A 17,607-nucleotide genomic window follows, 5' to 3' on the forward strand; every position below is an offset into this window, starting at 1 on the left:
TGGGAGCACTATCTTGATGGATGCAGCGTGACACCGCGAGTCATCGCATCAAGGTAGCGGCGAGCCTCGAACAGAACAGTCTGGAAAGTGGGCTTGTCTCCAGCGACTTCCCGGGTCCATGGCCTGCTCTCCACCGATCTGTGCAGTGATTTCAGCATCTAAATCTGCAGCTATAAGCTTGCGTTGTATCTCTGGAAGTTTTCCGGAGCCGTCCGCGTCGCCTAGATGTTGAGCGAAATGTCCTTCACAGGAAGCACATTTCCTGCGACCCGCGTTTATTGGAATTGGTATGGGGCAAGGGCCACGACGACCGTGGTCCGCAATGAGGCGTTGGCGCGGCCCAACAGCTAAAACACAACATTGGGCTCTCGCCGCGCGTCTCGTCATCGACAGCGGTTCACACTCGAAAATCGACCTCAGCAACGACACCCTACTTGCAGATGCCAGCAACGCGTGCTTCGTCAACCACCTTCGCCCCAGTCTGCAGTTCGCGACTGCAGGTTCGCCGCGATGTTCGCCGCTGCTGCAAACCGCGCGTGGCTATCGCGGAACTGGTTCAAACGCGAGCGCATAAAGTGGCGCAACTCAATAGCTTGAAGGAGGTTGACCGGTAAGGCGGGATCGAGCGTACACGAGGAATCGGCAAACACCGCAATGGACTCGACCGGACAACCACAATGGCCGACGACCGAGCGTAGATACCGGAGTGCCGGCTTTGCCCTGCGCAATGGCGACGTTTGAATCGAGACGACACCTGGTTTCTCATGCAGAACTACTTCCTCTTCGCTGGATGAACGCGTCACTGTGCCCGTCCAGTCGTACTGATCGACGACAAAGACCCCAAATGGAGTTACAGCCAAACAGTCCAGCCAGGTCACCGGGTTGAGCGTGCCTGGGGCGTGCTCCAGCAGCACTCCACGGCGAACGAAGCATGGATCTCCGGTCATTGCCTCGAGCAGCGATTGAATACGCCCTGATAATGGCGAGCACTCATGACGGCGCTGAACCTTCCACGAAGTTTGACCGAGGTCCTGTCCTTTAGCGGCCGCACTGAAATCCGTCCGCAACGCGGCGGTGGAAACTGCATTATTCCCGGCCAAAGGGTGCTGTAACTTGATTCGTTCCATATATTCTCCGTTGATTGAACGAGCGGTTAAACGACAGGCAGCATTCGCCCCGCTCGGCTCGTCTAAGAGCGCAGCGTGGCACTCGGTGACACCGAACTGCGCAGCAGGTCCAAGACGTCGCTAGTCAGGACGGCCTTGGATAACTGCAGCGTGCCATGTGTGGCGCAAAGTCAAGTCAACGTGAAATGACCGAGATAGCGAGCCTACAGACCCGAACCAACAAATGCCTTCGAGGTTCAGCCCGTTGACCTTCTCTTCTTCAAGCGAGCACATGGGCGATCTCGCGTGCCTGAAGGTCCACTGCTCGCGCCGAAAGCCACGCGGAGAGCGACGATCATTTCGGTGGGTATAGCGGCGGAGGTTTCGGCCGGCCGGTGCGGAGAAGTCGGCCGCAACGCAGCCGCTGGAGAGTTCTCCCCACCGGCGGCGCCAATCGGTTGAGCCCTATGATGGCTGATTGAATAAGAAAGCGATCCGCTAGATATCTGCCACCGGCATTCCCCACAAACCGGTTCGCGTCTGCATGTCGAAACGCAAACATCACTCGCAGTAGATCGCCGGCGCCAAGGCCGGCATCAGTAATCGGTTATCGCCAGAAGGTGCGGGTGTATGGTGACAGGCTCGACTGCCAGCGCGTAAAGACATCATCGAAATCAGCGCTGGCTGCATCCAATGACTTGTCGTTTTTTCATCGGCGCTCATAGCTCTTCGCAGTCATCCGCTCGCAACAACTCTGGGCGCGTACCAGAAAGGAGTCGACAACCACATGGTAGGCGGTCGTCCATTACTTGAAGAGGGAAATACGGCGTGTGGTAAAACGCACTGGCTCACTTAGCTTCAGCAGTGACGTCGGGACGCCGTACCCCAGCTCCGGTCTTCACCGTCAATTCGCGATCGCTTCAGCTGGGGAACTGAATCTGGCCAACAGTGCTCCCAAAAAGCTCACGGCCGGGGCAGTCTATGCAATAGGAGATGCGTAGGTGCTCACTTCCCGCGATTTGGTCGCAATGCCCAATTTGCCGACTTCATAGTCCATCGAAATCCGGCCAGACGCAGAGATATGCGTAACGACAAATTCACCTGTCAAGACAACGCAGTCCCGCCCTAACAATGGGACCTGAAGACCCGGCAGACGGTAGCACTGCTAGCTCTTCGCGAATGGAAAACAGTTCCCCAAGCAAAGGGAGCAGTATTTCATGCGCCTTTGGCGAGAAGTCGCGAATTTTTTTTGGCGTTCGGTCATCGCGTGCAGTTTCTTGGCTCGATTCGGATAACCTAGCGTTGCGTGGGCCGTTAAGGTGTTCGCCAACCTACCCCCGCTCGTGTGGAATGTTCCGGTCATGGATAGATCGTTTTGTCGGGCTTCAGCAAAGGGTTCGGTGCGATGCCGTCGCTGTATCGGCAATGCCTATCCTAAACCGGCTCATCCGACGCAGCTCCTCAAATGATGACGATAGTGGTGGGCGTTTCGCGAGCGCACGGCCATCCCATCTTGAGTGGCGCCAGAGTCCTGGGAGCAGCTTATCCACCAAAATTGGTGGATAGGTGAAGCACGACCGCAGAGGGAATCGCGCTTGGCTGGCGTCGACGCCGACGCCGACGCCGACGCTGTAGCGTCGAGTTCAAAGTTTAGGCGGCGGCAGCATCCCAAGGTCCACGGTGTCGCTCATAGCCATCGCGTTGCACCACGAATCGAACGCTCATCTGGTGAGACACACCTTCAGCCGATATGCTGGCGTTCAGACACGCTGCAAGGCAATTGCCACAATACTCGCGCCAGCCTGCTGACCGCGACGAAACCGGTGGCAGCATCGGCTATTGACTATCACGCCGGCGCGACCAGCCGGACGTGCGGAGACTCCGTGAGGCACGGACCATGCGTCCCCAGCAAGGGAGCCAAGTCGCGGGCTAAGCAGATTGCAAAATCGGCGACTAGTGCGTTAGGCAGCGTCCTGCTTCGACCGGTTTCGCTATCAGAGGATTGAGTCCGCCAGATTGTTTGGCGGGACCGATCGAGTCGATTGGACATACCGATGATCATGCGACAGCGGACTCTCTAGCAGCGCACCGCCGCTTCCAGCACCTTCAAAGGAAGAGACACACTAACGGAAACTACCCCGTCTTCTTCCACGCATCGCGACGTCGTGGAGGCGATGGGCGAACACGCAGCGCGAGGGCGACAGCCAATCTATTTTCCGTTTAGCGCACCGGCCAAGAGCCGGGGTATGTAGCCTTAGTCTTAACAACTCCGCAGCTTAGCGTGGACTGGATCCAGAAATCGGCGAGAAACTCTGCGTGCTCTGCCAGTACGCAAGCCCGATCTGCGCATGTCGACCAACGCGACTGCCAATTGCGGGAAACTTGCGCGGCCGCCCCGTTGCCTCCGTGCAGGGGTTTTGGCGCCGTGGCGTGTGGTGATGTCTGCTCAACGCGAATCGTGCCACTGGGTCGGTTCAGTCACGAGCCGAAAGCGGCCGGTCATGTTCGCAAGATATGCATGAATGCAGCCGCTCACTGCTACAGTGCAGGTCCCGGAACGACGTGCGGACATGCCGTCCGCGGTTTCGTCCAAGCTCGTGTTGCGCTGATTCGGTGCTGCTGAAGAACCGGGCCCGTCTATCTACGATAGCTTCAATGACGACATCGAAAGGGGCCGCGATGATCTTGCGCCGTGTGGTTGCAAAGTTGCGGATCAAACGCCGCCGACGCAGCCGCCTCCCCGATGTCACCGGCCACATGCGCAGCACTTGTGTGGACACGCCGCCGGTTTTGGCGGTGCTGCGCCCACAAGCATGGTTCGCAACGCGGTGAGTCGTCCCTGCTGAGCGGGAACGAGATGGAACTGCTGGCCGATGCCTACGACGCGCGAAAGCCAGTAGGACGCGTCAAAGTAATCATAATCATCGGACGCGCGGCTACTAACGAAGTACCGGACCACCGTTTCCAGATGCGCTATTTCAGCATCGGCGAATGCCGCTGAGCGCTTCGGTCGGGGTTGCTCATCCGCAGCCGTTGCTCGCGACTTCATTCGAGGCTGCCCTCACACCGGTTCAAGATCCGACGAAGCAGCGCAGAGCGAGACGCAGAACCATCGCGCGGAAAGACGCGGCCAGGCGATAAAGGCGCGACGCGTCCCGGTTTGCGAATGTTGTTGCGAAGGTTATAGAGAGGGTCGTTGCGGAGGTTCCTATGACCTCGTCTGCGTTCGGCATTGCCTCCGCTCGCGGCGGAATCGGGAAAGTACAGTGTTTTGAAGTGCATGGCCCAATGAAATCGGATTGACGATTTCATCTTGCCGAGATCAGCGAGAAGTCAAGGCAGCGTAGCCCACGAAGCTTGACGCTGTTCTGAGCACCGCAGCGGTGTGCAGACGCTCAACCGAGAAATGGGGCGATCCTTCAGTCATCCTATGGAGTGACCAATGCGACAATCGCAAATAGCCCGACACTTTCAGTGACGTCTCCAAATGGAGTGCATTGGATTGAGGCAAACGCGACGTACAAGTTCAGTGATAAAGCCGCGCGCGCTCTTGCCACGCCCGCGAGATGAGATCGAGCTCGCGTTGCAGCACTTGCACCTCCAACTCGGCCGGACTAGGAGGTGACTTCGGCTCGGGGCAGTGCCACGCAGAGCACTGCGCGCCGCCGCAGTACTTACTCAGCAAGGGATCGCCGCTGAGTCGCGTAGTGGGCACTCCTGACTTCACTTACCGAATCTTTTGGTAGGCTTGTAGCAAGCTAATCGACGACTTTCGACAATGCACCAGTTACAGGCGCGCTTCCTCAAGTTGATTTCGTGAAGTGCTTTCCAATATTAGGCGAATTCGCGTCACCTATAGTGATTGACCGCAATGCAGGCGAGAACCTGCCGGAATACCGCTCACCATTCAACATGTTGCCATCGGCGCTTACTGGATAGGACGGAGAATCCTCACAACCGTTGTCTTGTTCCGCGGAGGCCAGTGTAAGGTTGGCCGTTCAGTTCTGCGCATCGCGCTTGGCTTCTTAGCCTTGGGAATTTGTCACGTCAATTCCCTTCGCGAGACAGCTATGAGATGCGCGTTACCGGCGCAGGCACGCTGCGCAGTGCGGTCAACGTCGCTGGCTGGTACTCGGCAACCCAACGGCGTAGGTCGCGGCGAACCTCGTCGTCGGTGGGAATCCGGTGCTGCATTAACCACGGCAGCAGGTTGTCGATCAGACTGTCCGACACTTCGCGCGCCCGCGCGATACGCAGCTTGGGATGCGGCGTGCGCGTGGTGGTTTCGTCGTCAGCCAGCAGTTCTTCGTAAAGCTTCTCGCCCGGACGAAGACCCGTGAATACCACGCGAATTTGCTCGTCCGTAAAACCGTAGAGGCGAATCAGATCGTGCGCAAGATCGGCGATGCGTACAGGTTTACCCATGTCCAGAATGAAAATTTCTCCGCCGTGTCCCATGCTCGACGCTTGCAGCACGAGCTGCGAAGCTTCGGGAATCGTCATGAAGAAACGCGTGATTTCCGGATGCGTGACCGTGACCGGACCGCCGCGCGCAATCTGCTCCTGAAACTTCGGGATCACGCTGCCCGCGCTGCCGAGCACATTGCCGAAGCGCACGGTCTCGAACTGCGTGCGCCGCGCGCCCTGCTGTTGCAGCGACGAACACACCATCTCCGCGAGGCGCTTGCTCGCGCCCATCACGTTGGTCGGATTAACAGCCTTGTCGGTGGAAATCAGCACGAAACGCGCGACGTCGTGACGGATTGCCGCGCGCGCCACGCGATAGGTGCCAAGCACGTTGTTGCGCACGGCCTGCCACGCATTCACCTCTTCCATGAGCGGCACATGCTTGTACGCCGCGGCGTGGAAGACGATATGCGGGCTGTAGCGCGCCATCACCTGATCGAGCAGCAGCGAGTCCTTGACGTCGCCGATGATCGGCACCACCGACACTTCCGGATACTTATCGCACAGCTCTTCGTTGAGTCGGTAGATGGAGAACTCGGAGATGTCGAACGCCACCAGTTGCGCCGGTCCGAAGCGCAGAATCTGCCGGCATAGCTCGGAGCCGATCGAGCCGCCGGCGCCTGTGACCATGACCACGCGGTTCTTCAGCAATGCTTCCACGTCGTCCGTGTCGATCATGACCGGATCGCGGCCAAGCAGGTCTTCCAGATCGATCTGACGGACGCGCGAGAGGAAGGCCTGGCCTTGCGTCAGCGGCGTGAGCGCCGGCAGCGTCATTGCGCGAACGCCGGCGCGAACGCAGAGCGTCGCGATGCGCCGATGTACTTCGACGGAAGCCGACGGAACTGCGATGATCACATGCTCGATCTTCAGCTCGGAGGTGATTTTCTGCAGATCGCTGATCGCGCCAAGCACGCGGTAGCCGTAGATCTCGCGGCCTTGCTTCACCGGATCGTCGTCGAGCAGACCCGCCAGACGCCACTCGCCCGAGCGCTTCAGTTCACGGACCAGATTCGCTCCCGCATTACCCGCCCCCAGCACCAGCACCGGTTTGCCTTGGCCGACGAGCCCGCCGTAGCGATAAAACTCCTTGGCCGCGCGATAGATGGCGCGCGAGCCGCCCATCGCGAGAAACAGCAGCATCGGCGAAACGATCAGCACGGAGCGCGGCACGATAGGCGCCGGCTGCAACAGCGCGGAAGCGATCATCACGACGAGCGCGCCGACGCCGATTGCTTTCGCGATCCGCACGAGATCCGGCAGGCTCGCAAAGACCCACATGCCGCGATACAGCCCGTAACTCCGGAACATGACTGCGTAAATGAGCAGCACCCAGATCAGCGCATGCATGCCGCTCGACCAGAACGGCGCCGGCACCGGGCCGTTGAAGCGGATCACGTAGGCGAGCATCCAGGCGACCGCCACCGCGCACAGGTCAAACGCAAACGCACTGAACGAAAGCCATCGGGCTTTGAATCTCTTCATTGCGCAGAACCTCAGGATTGCCCTGAACGGGGCACATGGCGTCGCCAGCGACGATCAATAAAAAGCCCGGCGACGACGAGCACGACAGCCCATGCGACGACCACCAGCCACTGGTTGGGCACCGACAGGTCCAGCGCCCACAAAGCAAGCATTATGCCCGCAGTCATGAACAAATACCAAATGCGCGCCGTCGATGCATGACCGAAACCCGACTGCACCAGTCTTTGATAGTAGTGTTCGCGGTGCGCTTCCCAAAATTTTTCACCGCGCAGCAGGCGTTTGGCAAGCGTGACCGACGCATCGCCGATGAACGGCGCAAAGCTAACTGCGGGAAACCAGACCGGCCACACGCCCTCGCGCCAGCCCCAGTAACCGAGCGCGCCTGCGAGAAAGCCGAGCGGGATCGAGCCGGCGTCGCCGAGAAAGATGCGCGCCGGGTGGAAATTGAACAGCAGGAAACCTCCCGCCGCGCCGGCCACGACGACCGAAGCGACCGCGAGCGCGGCGTCAGGACGGCCGGAAATTGACGCGGCGATTGCATAACCGCCAAAGCCGAATAGCGCCATGCCGCCCGCGAGGCCGTCGGAGCCGTCCATGAAATTGTATAAATTGACCAGCCAGACCAGTAAAACCGCCATGACCGCGAGCGCCCACCCGGGCACATCGGCGGGATAAACGATGATGAGCGCCGCCACCGCCGCCGCATGTCCGCCGAAGCGCACGCGCGCCGGCAAGCCGCGCCGGTCGTCGATCTGCGAGAGCGCGGCGAGCAGCGCCGCCGCCAGCGCAGGCAGCCACAGCGCGGGCGCCACGAGCCCGATCAGTACGACGGCCACCGGCACGATGCCCCAGCCGCCGACGCGCGGCGTGGGGCGCGTGTGCAGCGAGCGGTCGTTGGGAATGTCGATGGCAAGACGCCAGGCGAGGCCGGTCTTGAGCAGCGCCCACAGAATGGCGGCGCAGGCGCAGAACGCGAGTGCGCCCCATAGCAGCAACTGCACAGCGTGATGAGCGGAGAGCGAGGCAAATGGCATCGAAGTACGTTCAGTGCGTGGCGCGATACCAGGCCGCCGTTTCGAGCAGGCCATGTTCGACCGTATGCGGCGGATACCAGCCGAGGCGTTCGCAAATGTGCGAACTGTCGAGACGCAATTCGCCGATCAGACGATCGATGGGCGCCGAGCGCCCCGTGATGCGGCCGGCGAGCCGCAACACGGCAACCGGCACCCGCACGAGCCGCGCTGGCGCATGCAGTTGCGTCGCAAGCGCTCGCGCGAGTTCGGCGACGCTCAGATCTCGGCCGTCGGTGACGTTGAAGGTCTGGCCCGCCGCGCGCGGATCGGTCGTGCAGTGGACCAGCGCATCCGCGAGATTGTCGACAAAGACGAGGCTGCGGCGCGCGTCGATCGCACCCAGCGGCAACGGAATGCCTCGCGCGATGGCGCTCATCAGTTGCAGGAAGTTTGCCCGCACGCCCGGGCCATAAACCAGCGGCGGCCGCACGATCACGATCTCCATGCCCGACCTCGCGCCATAGTCGATCAGCGCGCGCTCGGCTTCGAGCTTGGAGATGCCGTACGGATCGGTCGGCGCCGGTTGGTCGGTTTCCGCGATCGGCCAGCCGGCGCTGCTCTCGGCCACCGCCTTGATACTGCTCACGAACACGAAGCGCCGTGCGCCCGCGCGACGTGCCGCCCCGGCCACGCGCAGCGCGCCAGTGACGTTCGTCGCGCGATAGGCCGCGAGCGGATCGGCCGTGGTGTCGCGCATCATGTGCACGCGCGCTGCAAGATGGATGACCGCATCGCAGGACAAGTCCGCGGGCCAACGCGCTTCGAGGTTCTCGAAGTCGGCCGCGTCGAAGCACCATTCGCGCACGCCCGGCTCGCCGGTCTCGGCGCGGCGCACCAGCCCCGTCACCGAATCTCCGCGTTGCAGCAAGGCCTTGCAGACCGCTTTGCCGACGAAGCCATTCGCGCCCGTCACGAGCACACGCTGGGTCATGAGCGCACCTCCGCTGCTAGCGGCAGCGGCAGCGGCCGCAGCCGCGAGCGCGTGCAGGCAAAGCCTGCCCTACCCCGGCACGTCGGGAAAGGGTTTTGAGACACGATACAATCCTGCCATCGGCGGCGCTGAAGAGGAAGTCTGACTGGGAACGTATTGTTATGCGGGCAGCTCTGCTTCGGCCCGCCTTGCGCGATCTTAGGCGCTAAAATGTGCCGGCATCGCACCAGCCAAGCGGCACAGGACAAGTCGAATGAAACTGGCCGGGCCGGGACCGCGTTGGCGGCCTCGGGCCGAGATAATAAACGGCCGGCCGCGCAGCGAGAGCCGTCTGAACACTTCGTAACACCTCAAACATATTCGCGCATGTGGAATTCGTGGTTTCGATCCGACGTGCTCGACAACAGCACACTCAGGCTCGCCCCGCTCACGTCACGGCGGGCAAGCAGCGGCCCGTTCCCCAAGGCGCCGGCGAGCCGACGGGCGCCTCGTGCAATGCCCGCGCAACGCACGATCTGGTCTGAAGAACGTTTGAGTAAAAGAGCCCATCTATGAAAGTGCTGTTCGCCACCTATCCGATGGCATTCCACACTCCCGGAGGCGGAGAAATCCAGATGCTTGCGTACCACAAGCATCTGCCCGCGCACGGCGTGGACGTCACGTTGTTCGATCAATGGAACCCGCGGTTTCTCGAACACGACGTGGTCCACTTCTTCTCGTGTGTCGGCGGCTCCGTCCACTTCTGCAATTTCGTCAAACAGTTGGGCTTGCCGCTCGTGGTGTCGTCCAGTCTTTGGGTGACCGAGGAGACCAAGCATCTGTATCCGATCGGCGAGATTCATCATCAGTTCTCGCTGGCGGACCGGGTGGTCGCCAACTCCGAGATCGAATGCGAAACGCTGGCGCGCATTTTCGATCTGCCGCGCGAGAAGTTCGTGAGCGTGCTCAACGGCGTCGAGCAAAGTTTTTATGAGCCGGTCGCCGCTGAGCTCTTTCGTAGCGAATTCGCGATTCGCGACCGCTTCATTCTGAACGTGGGCAACATCGAGCCGCGCAAGAACCAGTTGGCGCTGATTCGCGCGATGAAGTCGTTCCCTGAACTGAAGCTCGTGCTGATCGGCCATCAACGCGATCCCGAGTACGCAAAAAGCTGCTTCGCGGAAGGCAGCGACCAGGTCATCTATGCAGGCACGCTCGCGCACGATTCGCCCGTGCTGCGCTCGGCCTACGCGGCATGCGAAGCGTTCGTGCTACCGAGCACGCTGGAGACGCCAGGACTCGCCGCGCTCGAAGCGCACGCCGCCGGCGCCCGCATCGCCGTCACAAAAGTTGGCTCTACCGAAGAATACTTCGCGGAGCACGTCGCCTATCTGGACCCGTCGGACGTCGACAGCATTGCGCAGTCGATTCGCGACGCCCTCGCACACGAACGCACCGGCACCTCCAATAGATTGGGCACGGCGCGCGACCTGACGTGGCAAGCAGTCCTGTCACCCCTGAAAGACCTCTACGATTCCCTGCTAAGAAAATGAACTTCGATCTTCGTCCTCTGAATAACGTCGAGAAATCCTCGAATCCTGACTTTTCCTGGCAGGCGACCAACAACGACCCGCAGTTCCAACTCGTGGGTTGGGAGGCGTTGTCGCAACGGGCCGCGCGCATTTCATTCGAACTGAAGACGAACGCCACGGCGGCCTCGCCCTGCATGCTGTATCTCGATGCGGGCTCGGGCATGTCCGAACATACCGCGATAGGTCTGCACGTCGACGCAAACGGCAAGGTCCAGCAGGACGTCGCGTTTCCGAAGCTGGCCGGTCCGATCCGCTTCGATCCGATCGCGCTGCCGGCGCTCTTTTCGGTGACGGGCCTGAGCATCACCGTGCTCGATGAAACCGAATGTTCGGGCGAACTGCTCGCCCGCGCGCGCCGCATGGCGGCATGGCGCGGCGGACCGTTGCCGGCCACTGCGCCAATCGTCGGCGAGTCGTATCCGGAATGGCTCGACGCCAACGAACCGCCGAAGTCCATTTACCCGCAACTGCGCGAACGTTCGAAAACGTTTGCCTTGCAGCCGAAGGTCAGCATCGTGATGCCGACCTATAACACGCCGGAAAAGTGGCTGCGCAAGGCGCTCGATTCGGTGGTCGACCAGGTGTATGAGAACTGGGAAATCTGCATCGCCGACGACTGCTCGACGAAGCCCGAAGTCAGGATGGTGCTGGACAGCTATGTCGCAAAGTACCCGGGCCAGGTGAAGGTCGCGTACCGCACGACGAACGGCCACATCAGCGCATCGAGCAACACGGCGCTCGAGCTCGCGACGGGCGAATTCGTCGGCTTGCTCGACCACGACGACGAACTGCATCCGCTCGCGCTCTATTGCGTGATCGAGAAGCTGAACGAACATCCGGACGCGGCGCTCATCTATAGCGACGAAGACAAGATCTCGGAAGAAGGCGAGCGCTCGGACCCGTACTTCAAGTGCGACTTCAACTACGATCTGTTCCTGAGCCAGAACATGATCTCGCACTTCGGCGTGTATAAGACGTCGGTGCTGCGCGACATCGGCGGCTTCCGCACCGGCCTCGAAGGCTCGCAGGATTACGACCTCGCATTGCGCGTGATCGATCGCGTCGGACACGACGTGGTGTATCACGTTCCGCGCGCGCTCTATCACTGGCGCATCATTCCCGAGAGCACCGCGAGCGGCCATGAAGCGAAGCCGTACGCACATATCGCGGCGATGCGCGCGATCGACGACCACCTGAAGCGCAACAACATCGCCGCGCACACCATTCATGCGCCCGGCACGCACGCGTTCAACAAGGTGGTGTACGAACTGCCGGAGGTGCTGCCTTCCGTCGAAATCATCATTCCGACGCGCGATTCTGCGGAACTCGTCGAGCAATGCGTCGAATCGGTGCGGCAGAAATCGACCTACTCGAATTACCGCATCACGATCATCGACAACGGCTCGGTCAAGCCCGAAACGCACGACCTGTTCGCACGCCTGCAAGCCGACGAGCGTATCAAGGTGATCCGCGACGACTCGCCGTTCAACTACTCGGCGATCAATAACCGCGTCGCGCTGGCGAGCACGGCGGACTTCGTCTGTCTGATGAACAACGACATCGAAGTCATCAACGCGGACTGGCTCGAGGAAATGGTGTCGGTCGCGATTCAGAAGAACGTCGGCGCGGTCGGCGCCAAGCTGCTTTATCCCGACGACACCATCCAGCATGGCGGCGTCGTGCTCGGCGTGGGCGGCATCGCGAGTCACGCGCACAAGCACTTCCCGAACACGATGGCCGGCTACTTCGCACGCGCGCGCCTGCGCAATGCGATGAGCGCGGTCACCGCCGCGTGCCTGCTGATCCGTCAGTCGATCTACAAGGAAGTCGGCGGCCTGGACGAAGAACTGCACGTCGCGTACAACGACATCGACTTTTGCCTGCGCGTGCGCAAAGCCGGCTATCGCAACGTGTGGACGCCGTACGCGGAGCTCTATCACCACGAGTCGGCCACGCGCGGCGCGGAAGACACGCCGGAAAAAATCAGCCGCTTCAACAAGGAATCGGAACTGGTGCGGCAACGCTGGCACGATCTGCTGATGAACGACCCGTACTATTCGCCGAACCTGACGCTGACGGCCGACGACTTCTCGTTCGCCTGGCCTTCGAGGATTGCAGACCTTGTCTAATCTGGGAACGAAGAACAAAACCGCCTGGCTGGCCGAGTATCGTCATCCGTCGCCAGGCGAGCTGTTTTGCCTGCCGAGCGCGATTTACTTCCTGATGAAGTTCCGCGCCGATCTCGCGCGCTTTAACTCAAAGTCGCTGAACGACCGCATCGCGCTGTATTTCTGGTGGGAAATGACGGCGCGCGAGACGTACCCCGACTTCGACTGGGTGCTGCGTCGCGAGGACGTCGACTATCTGCGTCAGCTCGACAACGAAACGCTGATCGCGCGGCATCCCGAGGCCGTGAGTTATTGGCTCGGTTCCACCGCGCCCAGCGTGCTCGACACTAAGCATTTGCCCGAGACGCTGCTCGAACCGCAGACCGTACTCGAGGAAGCCGGACTGCAACTGCCCCGCCTGATCACGATGATCGTCGCAAGTCGCGGCGATCTTTCGCAGGCGTTCGATCTCGGCACCTTGAGCGGCTTTCTGAACTGCCTGAACTGGTGGGAAGCTCACGGCCAGGACGCCTGTCCGCGCGTGACGTGGCGAGCGCCAGCTGCGTGGCCGAAGCTCACCGAGCCGATGCGCGATACCCAGGGCCGCGCGCTGCCCTTCCCGCGCTTTCTCGCGCTGATCGCAGCGGAGCGGCCCGATCTGAAGAGCGCGTTCGACCTCACGACGTTTATCGGTCAACTGGCTTGCCTGAGCTGGTGGGAAGAGCATGGGCATCGCGAATATGCGCGCATCAAGTGGTCGCCGGCGCCGATCGGCGGCGCGATGCTCGAACCCGTGGAACCGGTCAGCGACGACGGCCTGCATGTGCCGCGGTTCATCTCGCTCATCATCGATGAACGCCCCGATCTGCAAAGCTCGTTCAATCTGCGCAGCTTCACCGGCCGGCTGAGTTGTCTGTCGTGGTGGCTCGAGCACGGGCAGCTTCAATATCGCGCGATCAAGTGGGTGCCGCCTACCGCTCCGCGAACGCTCACCGAGATGGAAGAGTCCGAAGATCCGCACGGCTTGCCGTTGCCGCTCTTTTTGCGGCTCATTCTCGATGAGCGGCCGGACCTCCTGGCAGTGTGTCCGTTGGACACTTTTATCGGCCGTCTGAAGGCACGTTCGTGGTGGCTCGAACACGGACAATTCGAGTATCGGGCGATTCGCTGGGTCGCGCCGCCCGTGCCCGCCGACCTGTTCGCGATGCAAGCCGGCGAACGTTGCGCGCTGCCGCTCTTGCCGCGATTCCTGAATCTCATCTGGAAAGACCGCGCGGATCTGCACGCCGCGTTCAATCTCGACAACTTCGGCGCGCGAGTGAGCTACGAGTCGTGGTGGGACGAGCATGGCCAAGACGAATATCCGGCGATCAAATGGTCGGCGGCCGGTCTCGCCGTCGCGCTCGCTCGCATGGACGACGAAGAGGAACCGGGCACCTCGCAACTGCCGCGCTTTCTCGAACTGATCGCCAGCGAACGCCCCGATCTGCAAGCTTCATTCGATGTCGCGACCGAAGCCGGCCGCGCTCAGCTTGTAGAGTGGTGGAACAGCTTCGGCGGCCGCGAGTATCCGTTGCTGGACTGTCTGAAGGTGCACTGGGCGCAAGGCAACGCTGCGCGCGATGCACCGGAGCCGCCGCGCTATCACGCCCGTGTCGAAGGCGTCTGCGAGTTTGGCGTGAACGTGATCGGCTTTCCGCAAGGCGTGCTCGGTCTCGGCGAAGACGCACGCATGGCCGTGCGCGTATTCCAGATCAACGCCACGCCGGTCGCGCTCGTCAATGCGCCGATGTCCGGCCCGGCGAAGCTCGATCATTCAGTGGATCATCTGCTGAGCGACGAGCTGAAGTACGGCATCAGCCTCATTTGCCTGCCTGCGCCGGAAATGGTGCGTCTCGCGCTCGAAGGCGGCCGCAAGCTGATCGAAGCGCCCACGCACAAGATCGGCGCGTGGCCGTGGGAATTGCCTCACTGGCCGAGCGCGTTCGGCAAGGTGCATCAGATGGTCGATGAAATCTGGGCGCAGAGCCGCTTCGTGCAAAGCGTATATAGCCGGCTCGGCGACACGCCGGTGTATCACATGCCGATGGCCGTCGAAGTCCCCGCGCCCGTCGATGCGCGCCGCGAGCGCTTCGGCCTGCCGTCGAACGAATTCCTGTTCTATCTGATGTTCGACGGCAATTCGTGGCTCAGCCGCAAGAATCCGCTCGCGGGCGTGCAGGCGTTTCGCCAGGCGTTCGGTAACGGCTCGTCAGGCGTCGGGCTCGTCATCAAGGCGATGAACGTGCGCGACGACGATCCGGTGTGGCGCGCCGTGCGCGATCTGACGGCCGGCGACAGCCGGATTCACATCGTGTCGGAACGCCTGAGCCGCCAAGATTCGATCGACTTCATGGCATGCTGCGACGCCTATATTTCGCTGCATCGTAGCGAAGGCTTCGGCCGCGTGATCGCGGAGGCAATGGCGCTCGGCCAGCCGGTCGTCGCCACCAACTTCTCGGGCAACGTCGACTTCTGCGAGCCGGATACGGCATTTTTGGTCGACGGCGAACTGGTGCCGCTGCGGCCAGGCGACTATCTGTTCTCCGAAGGCCAGTACTGGTGCGATCCGGATGTGTCGATCGCCGCCGAGCAGCTCAAGCGCATGATCGAAGACGTCGCGTTGCGCGAGCGCATTGCGCGAGCCGGCAAGGCGCGCATCGAGCGGGACTACTCGGTTGAAGCGGTCGCACGTGCTTACGCGCGGCGTATCGCGGATATCGCGGATATTGCGGATATTGCGGATATCGCGGGAGCGCGGAGCGAATGAAACTGCATGTGTGCGCCCCTGACATTTTTGCCGGCGATGCCGTCGGCAATCATTGTCTTGGGCTTGCTCGCGCGGCGCGGCGTCTCGGCCTTGACGCGCAGTTGTACGCGCAGCGCTACGACGTCGGCACGATGGAAGTGCGTCCGTTCGACGAACTGTTCGCGAGCGTCGCGTCCGACGACGTCGTGCTGCTCAGCTATTCGATCTTCGATCCGTATTTGGAGCAACTGCTCGCATTGCCGTGCCGCAAGCTGTGCTATTTCCACGGCGTGACCGATCCGCAACTGCTGCGCCAACTCGAACCACGCACCGCGCAACTGTGCGAGAAGGCGCTCGCGCAACTGCCGTTGCTGCGAGGCTTCGACGTTGTGATCGCGAACTCGCTGAATACGGCCGAAAGCCTCGCCGGCGTGGTGCAAGCGGCGGCGGTGAAAGTGATACCGCCCGTGTTCGCCGATATGCCCGCGTTCCTGCGCAAGCCGGCTTCGGCCACGCGCAGGTTGCGTGAACCGAATTTGCTGATGGTGGGCCGCGTGGTGCCGCATAAGCGCGTGGAAGATGCGATCGACATTCTCGCGCTGCTGCAACAGCGGGAGTTCGCGGCGAGTTTGACGATCGTCGGCAATGCGCCGAATTACGATTATCTGAAGCTGCTCATCAATCGTGCGCGCAAGCTCGGTGTGCTCGAGCGCGTCGATTTCAAAGGCATGCTCGACGACGCCGACCTCTTCGAGTGTTACGACACGACAAGCGCGCTGCTCGCGATGAGCCGGCACGAAGGCTTCTGCGTTCCGGTGCTCGAGGCGATGCACTTCGGCAAGCCGGTTTTCGTCCGCGGCGGCACGGCGGCGCAGGAGATCTGCCCGGCGGATTGCGTGCTCGATGCCAGTGCAGAACTGTCAGCGTGGGCTGCCGCGATTACGGAGCGCCTGGGCGCATCTGCTGGCGCGAACGCCGCTGCAAAGCCGATTGACGCCGCGTATGTGGCGCATGCGAACAGCGTGCTTCAGCGTGCGAGCGATGTTGTGTGGCGCGATGTATTGATTCGAGCAGGCGCTCAGAGGAACAACGTATGACCGGGCTTAAATTCATTCTCACCACGTACAGCACCGCGTTCACCGTCAGCGGCGGTGGCGAATCGGAGCTCGTGCAGGTCGCCGAAATCCTGAAGGGTTCCGGCGTGCATACGGACATCTACGGAATCGGCAGCCGCCCCCTCAGTTTCTACGACGGCGTGATCCACTTCTCCGTGCATGCGGACGGCCACGCCATCCTGCGCGAGGCCGCGAGCCGCAACAAGCGCATTTTTCTGTGGCCGAATGTGTGGTGGCTCGACCCCGTTCCGGCGAGCGAAGTGCAGCGTATCGAGCAGATCATCGGTCTTGCGCATAAGCTGCTGTTCAAGTCGCAAGCGGAACTCGACAATTTCACGCAGTACATTCAGGTGCCTGCGGACAAGATCGAAGTGCTGCCGACCTGCGTGTCGAACCGCTTTCTCGCGCCGCCCGACAAGGACCTGATGTCGACGGTGTCGAACAGCACGGATTTCGCACTGTGCCTCGGACTCATCGAGCCGATCAAGAACCAGTTGCAGACCATCCGCGCGCTCAACGAACTGAAGCTCGACGGTCTGTTCGTCGGCGGTGCGCGCGACGACGCATACTACCGGCAATGCGTCACCGAGGCACATCCGGGTATCACATTCCTGCCGTTCATCCAGCCTTGCAGCGCGATGCTTCGCTCGATCATCGCGAATTGCAGCGTGATGGTGGAACCGAGCATCGATCCGCCCGGCCGCTCGAGTCTCGAAGGCGCGATCATGCAGAAGCCGCTCGTCATGTCCGACGGACCCTGGCAGCGCGAGCATTTCGAAGACGGCGTCTGGTACACGCCCACCGATTCGGTGAGCGCGATTGCTTCGGCGATCGCGGGCGCGCTCAACGACGCTGACCGCGAAGCCCGCATCTCGGCCACCTACGAGCGCGTCATGGCGCGTCATTCGGCGTCGACCATCGGAGCGCAAATCGCGGCGCTGCTTGCACGGGAAAGTGTCTGAC

The 17,607-nt window shown here is 61.5% G+C and carries 11 protein-coding genes; 7 read left to right on the top strand and 4 right to left on the bottom strand.

From position 1 onward, the window contains the following. Positions 1–461: 461 nt before the first annotated feature. Positions 462–1,127 carry a nuclease-related domain-containing protein gene (locus BGRAMDRAFT_RS10105; protein ID WP_006048621.1) on the bottom strand — a complete coding sequence of 222 codons (666 nt, stop codon included), beginning with the start codon at positions 1,125–1,127 and terminating at the stop codon, positions 462–464. 2,634 nt (positions 1,128–3,761) lie between these two features. Between BGRAMDRAFT_RS10105 and BGRAMDRAFT_RS35315 the strand changes: the two genes are divergently transcribed. Next, positions 3,762–3,938 (top strand): hypothetical protein, encoded by a 177-nt coding sequence (locus tag BGRAMDRAFT_RS35315; protein ID WP_161966560.1) that lies wholly within the window; start codon positions 3,762–3,764, stop codon positions 3,936–3,938. Positions 3,939–3,963: 25 nt separating this feature from the next. Then, positions 3,964–4,107 (top strand): hypothetical protein, encoded by a 144-nt coding sequence (locus BGRAMDRAFT_RS34480; RefSeq protein ID WP_006048622.1) that lies wholly within the window; start codon positions 3,964–3,966, stop codon positions 4,105–4,107. A gap of 1,067 nt (positions 4,108–5,174) precedes the next feature. Here BGRAMDRAFT_RS34480 and BGRAMDRAFT_RS10115 read toward each other — a convergent pair. Genes BGRAMDRAFT_RS10115 through BGRAMDRAFT_RS10125 form a run of 3 tightly spaced genes read right to left on the bottom strand, consistent with a single transcriptional unit; the run spans position 5,175 to position 9,062 of the window. After that, positions 5,175–7,058, bottom strand: a complete 1,884-nt coding sequence (locus BGRAMDRAFT_RS10115; RefSeq protein ID WP_006048623.1) for a polysaccharide biosynthesis protein — start codon at positions 7,056–7,058, stop codon at positions 5,175–5,177. 11 nt (positions 7,059–7,069) lie between these two features. Continuing rightward, a complete protein-coding gene (locus BGRAMDRAFT_RS10120; protein WP_006048624.1) occupies positions 7,070–8,092 on the bottom strand; it encodes an MraY family glycosyltransferase in 1,023 nt (340 codons plus the stop codon). Positions 8,093–8,102: 10 nt separating this feature from the next. Further along, positions 8,103–9,062, bottom strand: coding sequence for a UDP-glucose 4-epimerase family protein (locus BGRAMDRAFT_RS10125; protein ID WP_006048625.1), 960 nt, complete (start codon positions 9,060–9,062; stop codon positions 8,103–8,105). A 551-nt stretch (positions 9,063–9,613) separates the two neighbouring features. Here BGRAMDRAFT_RS10125 and BGRAMDRAFT_RS10130 point away from each other — a divergent pair. Genes BGRAMDRAFT_RS10130 through BGRAMDRAFT_RS10150 form a run of 5 tightly spaced genes read left to right on the top strand, consistent with a single transcriptional unit; the run spans position 9,614 to position 17,606 of the window. After that, a complete protein-coding gene (locus BGRAMDRAFT_RS10130; RefSeq protein WP_006048626.1) occupies positions 9,614–10,594 on the top strand; it encodes a glycosyltransferase in 981 nt (326 codons plus the stop codon). Beyond that, positions 10,591–12,762 (top strand): glycosyltransferase family 2 protein, encoded by a 2,172-nt coding sequence (locus tag BGRAMDRAFT_RS10135; RefSeq protein ID WP_006048627.1) that lies wholly within the window; start codon positions 10,591–10,593, stop codon positions 12,760–12,762. Before BGRAMDRAFT_RS10130 ends, BGRAMDRAFT_RS10135 begins: the two co-directional genes overlap by 4 nt. Continuing rightward, positions 12,755–15,550 (top strand): glycosyltransferase family 4 protein, encoded by a 2,796-nt coding sequence (locus tag BGRAMDRAFT_RS10140; RefSeq protein ID WP_006048628.1) that lies wholly within the window; start codon positions 12,755–12,757, stop codon positions 15,548–15,550. The genes BGRAMDRAFT_RS10135 and BGRAMDRAFT_RS10140 overlap by 8 nt, the downstream gene beginning before the upstream one ends. Beyond that, positions 15,547–16,626, top strand: a complete 1,080-nt coding sequence (locus BGRAMDRAFT_RS10145) for a glycosyltransferase family 4 protein (protein WP_006048629.1) — start codon at positions 15,547–15,549, stop codon at positions 16,624–16,626. The genes BGRAMDRAFT_RS10140 and BGRAMDRAFT_RS10145 overlap by 4 nt, the downstream gene beginning before the upstream one ends. Then, positions 16,623–17,606, top strand: a complete 984-nt coding sequence (locus tag BGRAMDRAFT_RS10150; RefSeq protein ID WP_006048630.1) for a glycosyltransferase — start codon at positions 16,623–16,625, stop codon at positions 17,604–17,606. The genes BGRAMDRAFT_RS10145 and BGRAMDRAFT_RS10150 overlap by 4 nt, the downstream gene beginning before the upstream one ends. The last annotated feature ends 1 nt before the right edge of the window (position 17,607 follow it).

The organism is Paraburkholderia graminis C4D1M (genome assembly GCF_000172415.1).
GTDB lineage: Bacteria > Pseudomonadota > Gammaproteobacteria > Burkholderiales > Burkholderiaceae > Paraburkholderia > Paraburkholderia graminis.

Bases quoted from the DNA above. Each gene is read 5' to 3' on its own strand.
- BGRAMDRAFT_RS10105 (WP_006048621.1), bottom strand. From the start codon at position 1,127: ATGGAACGAATCAAGTTACAGCACCCTTTGGCCGGGAATAATGCAGTT.
- BGRAMDRAFT_RS35315 (WP_161966560.1), top strand. From the start codon at position 3,762: ATGACGACATCGAAAGGGGCCGCGATGATCTTGCGCCGTGTGGTTGCA.
- BGRAMDRAFT_RS34480 (WP_006048622.1), top strand. From the start codon at position 3,964: ATGGAACTGCTGGCCGATGCCTACGACGCGCGAAAGCCAGTAGGACGC.
- BGRAMDRAFT_RS10115 (WP_006048623.1), bottom strand. From the start codon at position 7,058: ATGAAGAGATTCAAAGCCCGATGGCTTTCGTTCAGTGCGTTTGCGTTT.
- BGRAMDRAFT_RS10120 (WP_006048624.1), bottom strand. From the start codon at position 8,092: ATGCCATTTGCCTCGCTCTCCGCTCATCACGCTGTGCAGTTGCTGCTA.
- BGRAMDRAFT_RS10125 (WP_006048625.1), bottom strand. From the start codon at position 9,062: ATGACCCAGCGTGTGCTCGTGACGGGCGCGAATGGCTTCGTCGGCAAA.
- BGRAMDRAFT_RS10130 (WP_006048626.1), top strand. From the start codon at position 9,614: ATGAAAGTGCTGTTCGCCACCTATCCGATGGCATTCCACACTCCCGGA.
- BGRAMDRAFT_RS10135 (WP_006048627.1), top strand. From the start codon at position 10,591: ATGAACTTCGATCTTCGTCCTCTGAATAACGTCGAGAAATCCTCGAAT.
- BGRAMDRAFT_RS10145 (WP_006048629.1), top strand. From the start codon at position 15,547: ATGAAACTGCATGTGTGCGCCCCTGACATTTTTGCCGGCGATGCCGTC.
- BGRAMDRAFT_RS10150 (WP_006048630.1), top strand. From the start codon at position 16,623: ATGACCGGGCTTAAATTCATTCTCACCACGTACAGCACCGCGTTCACC.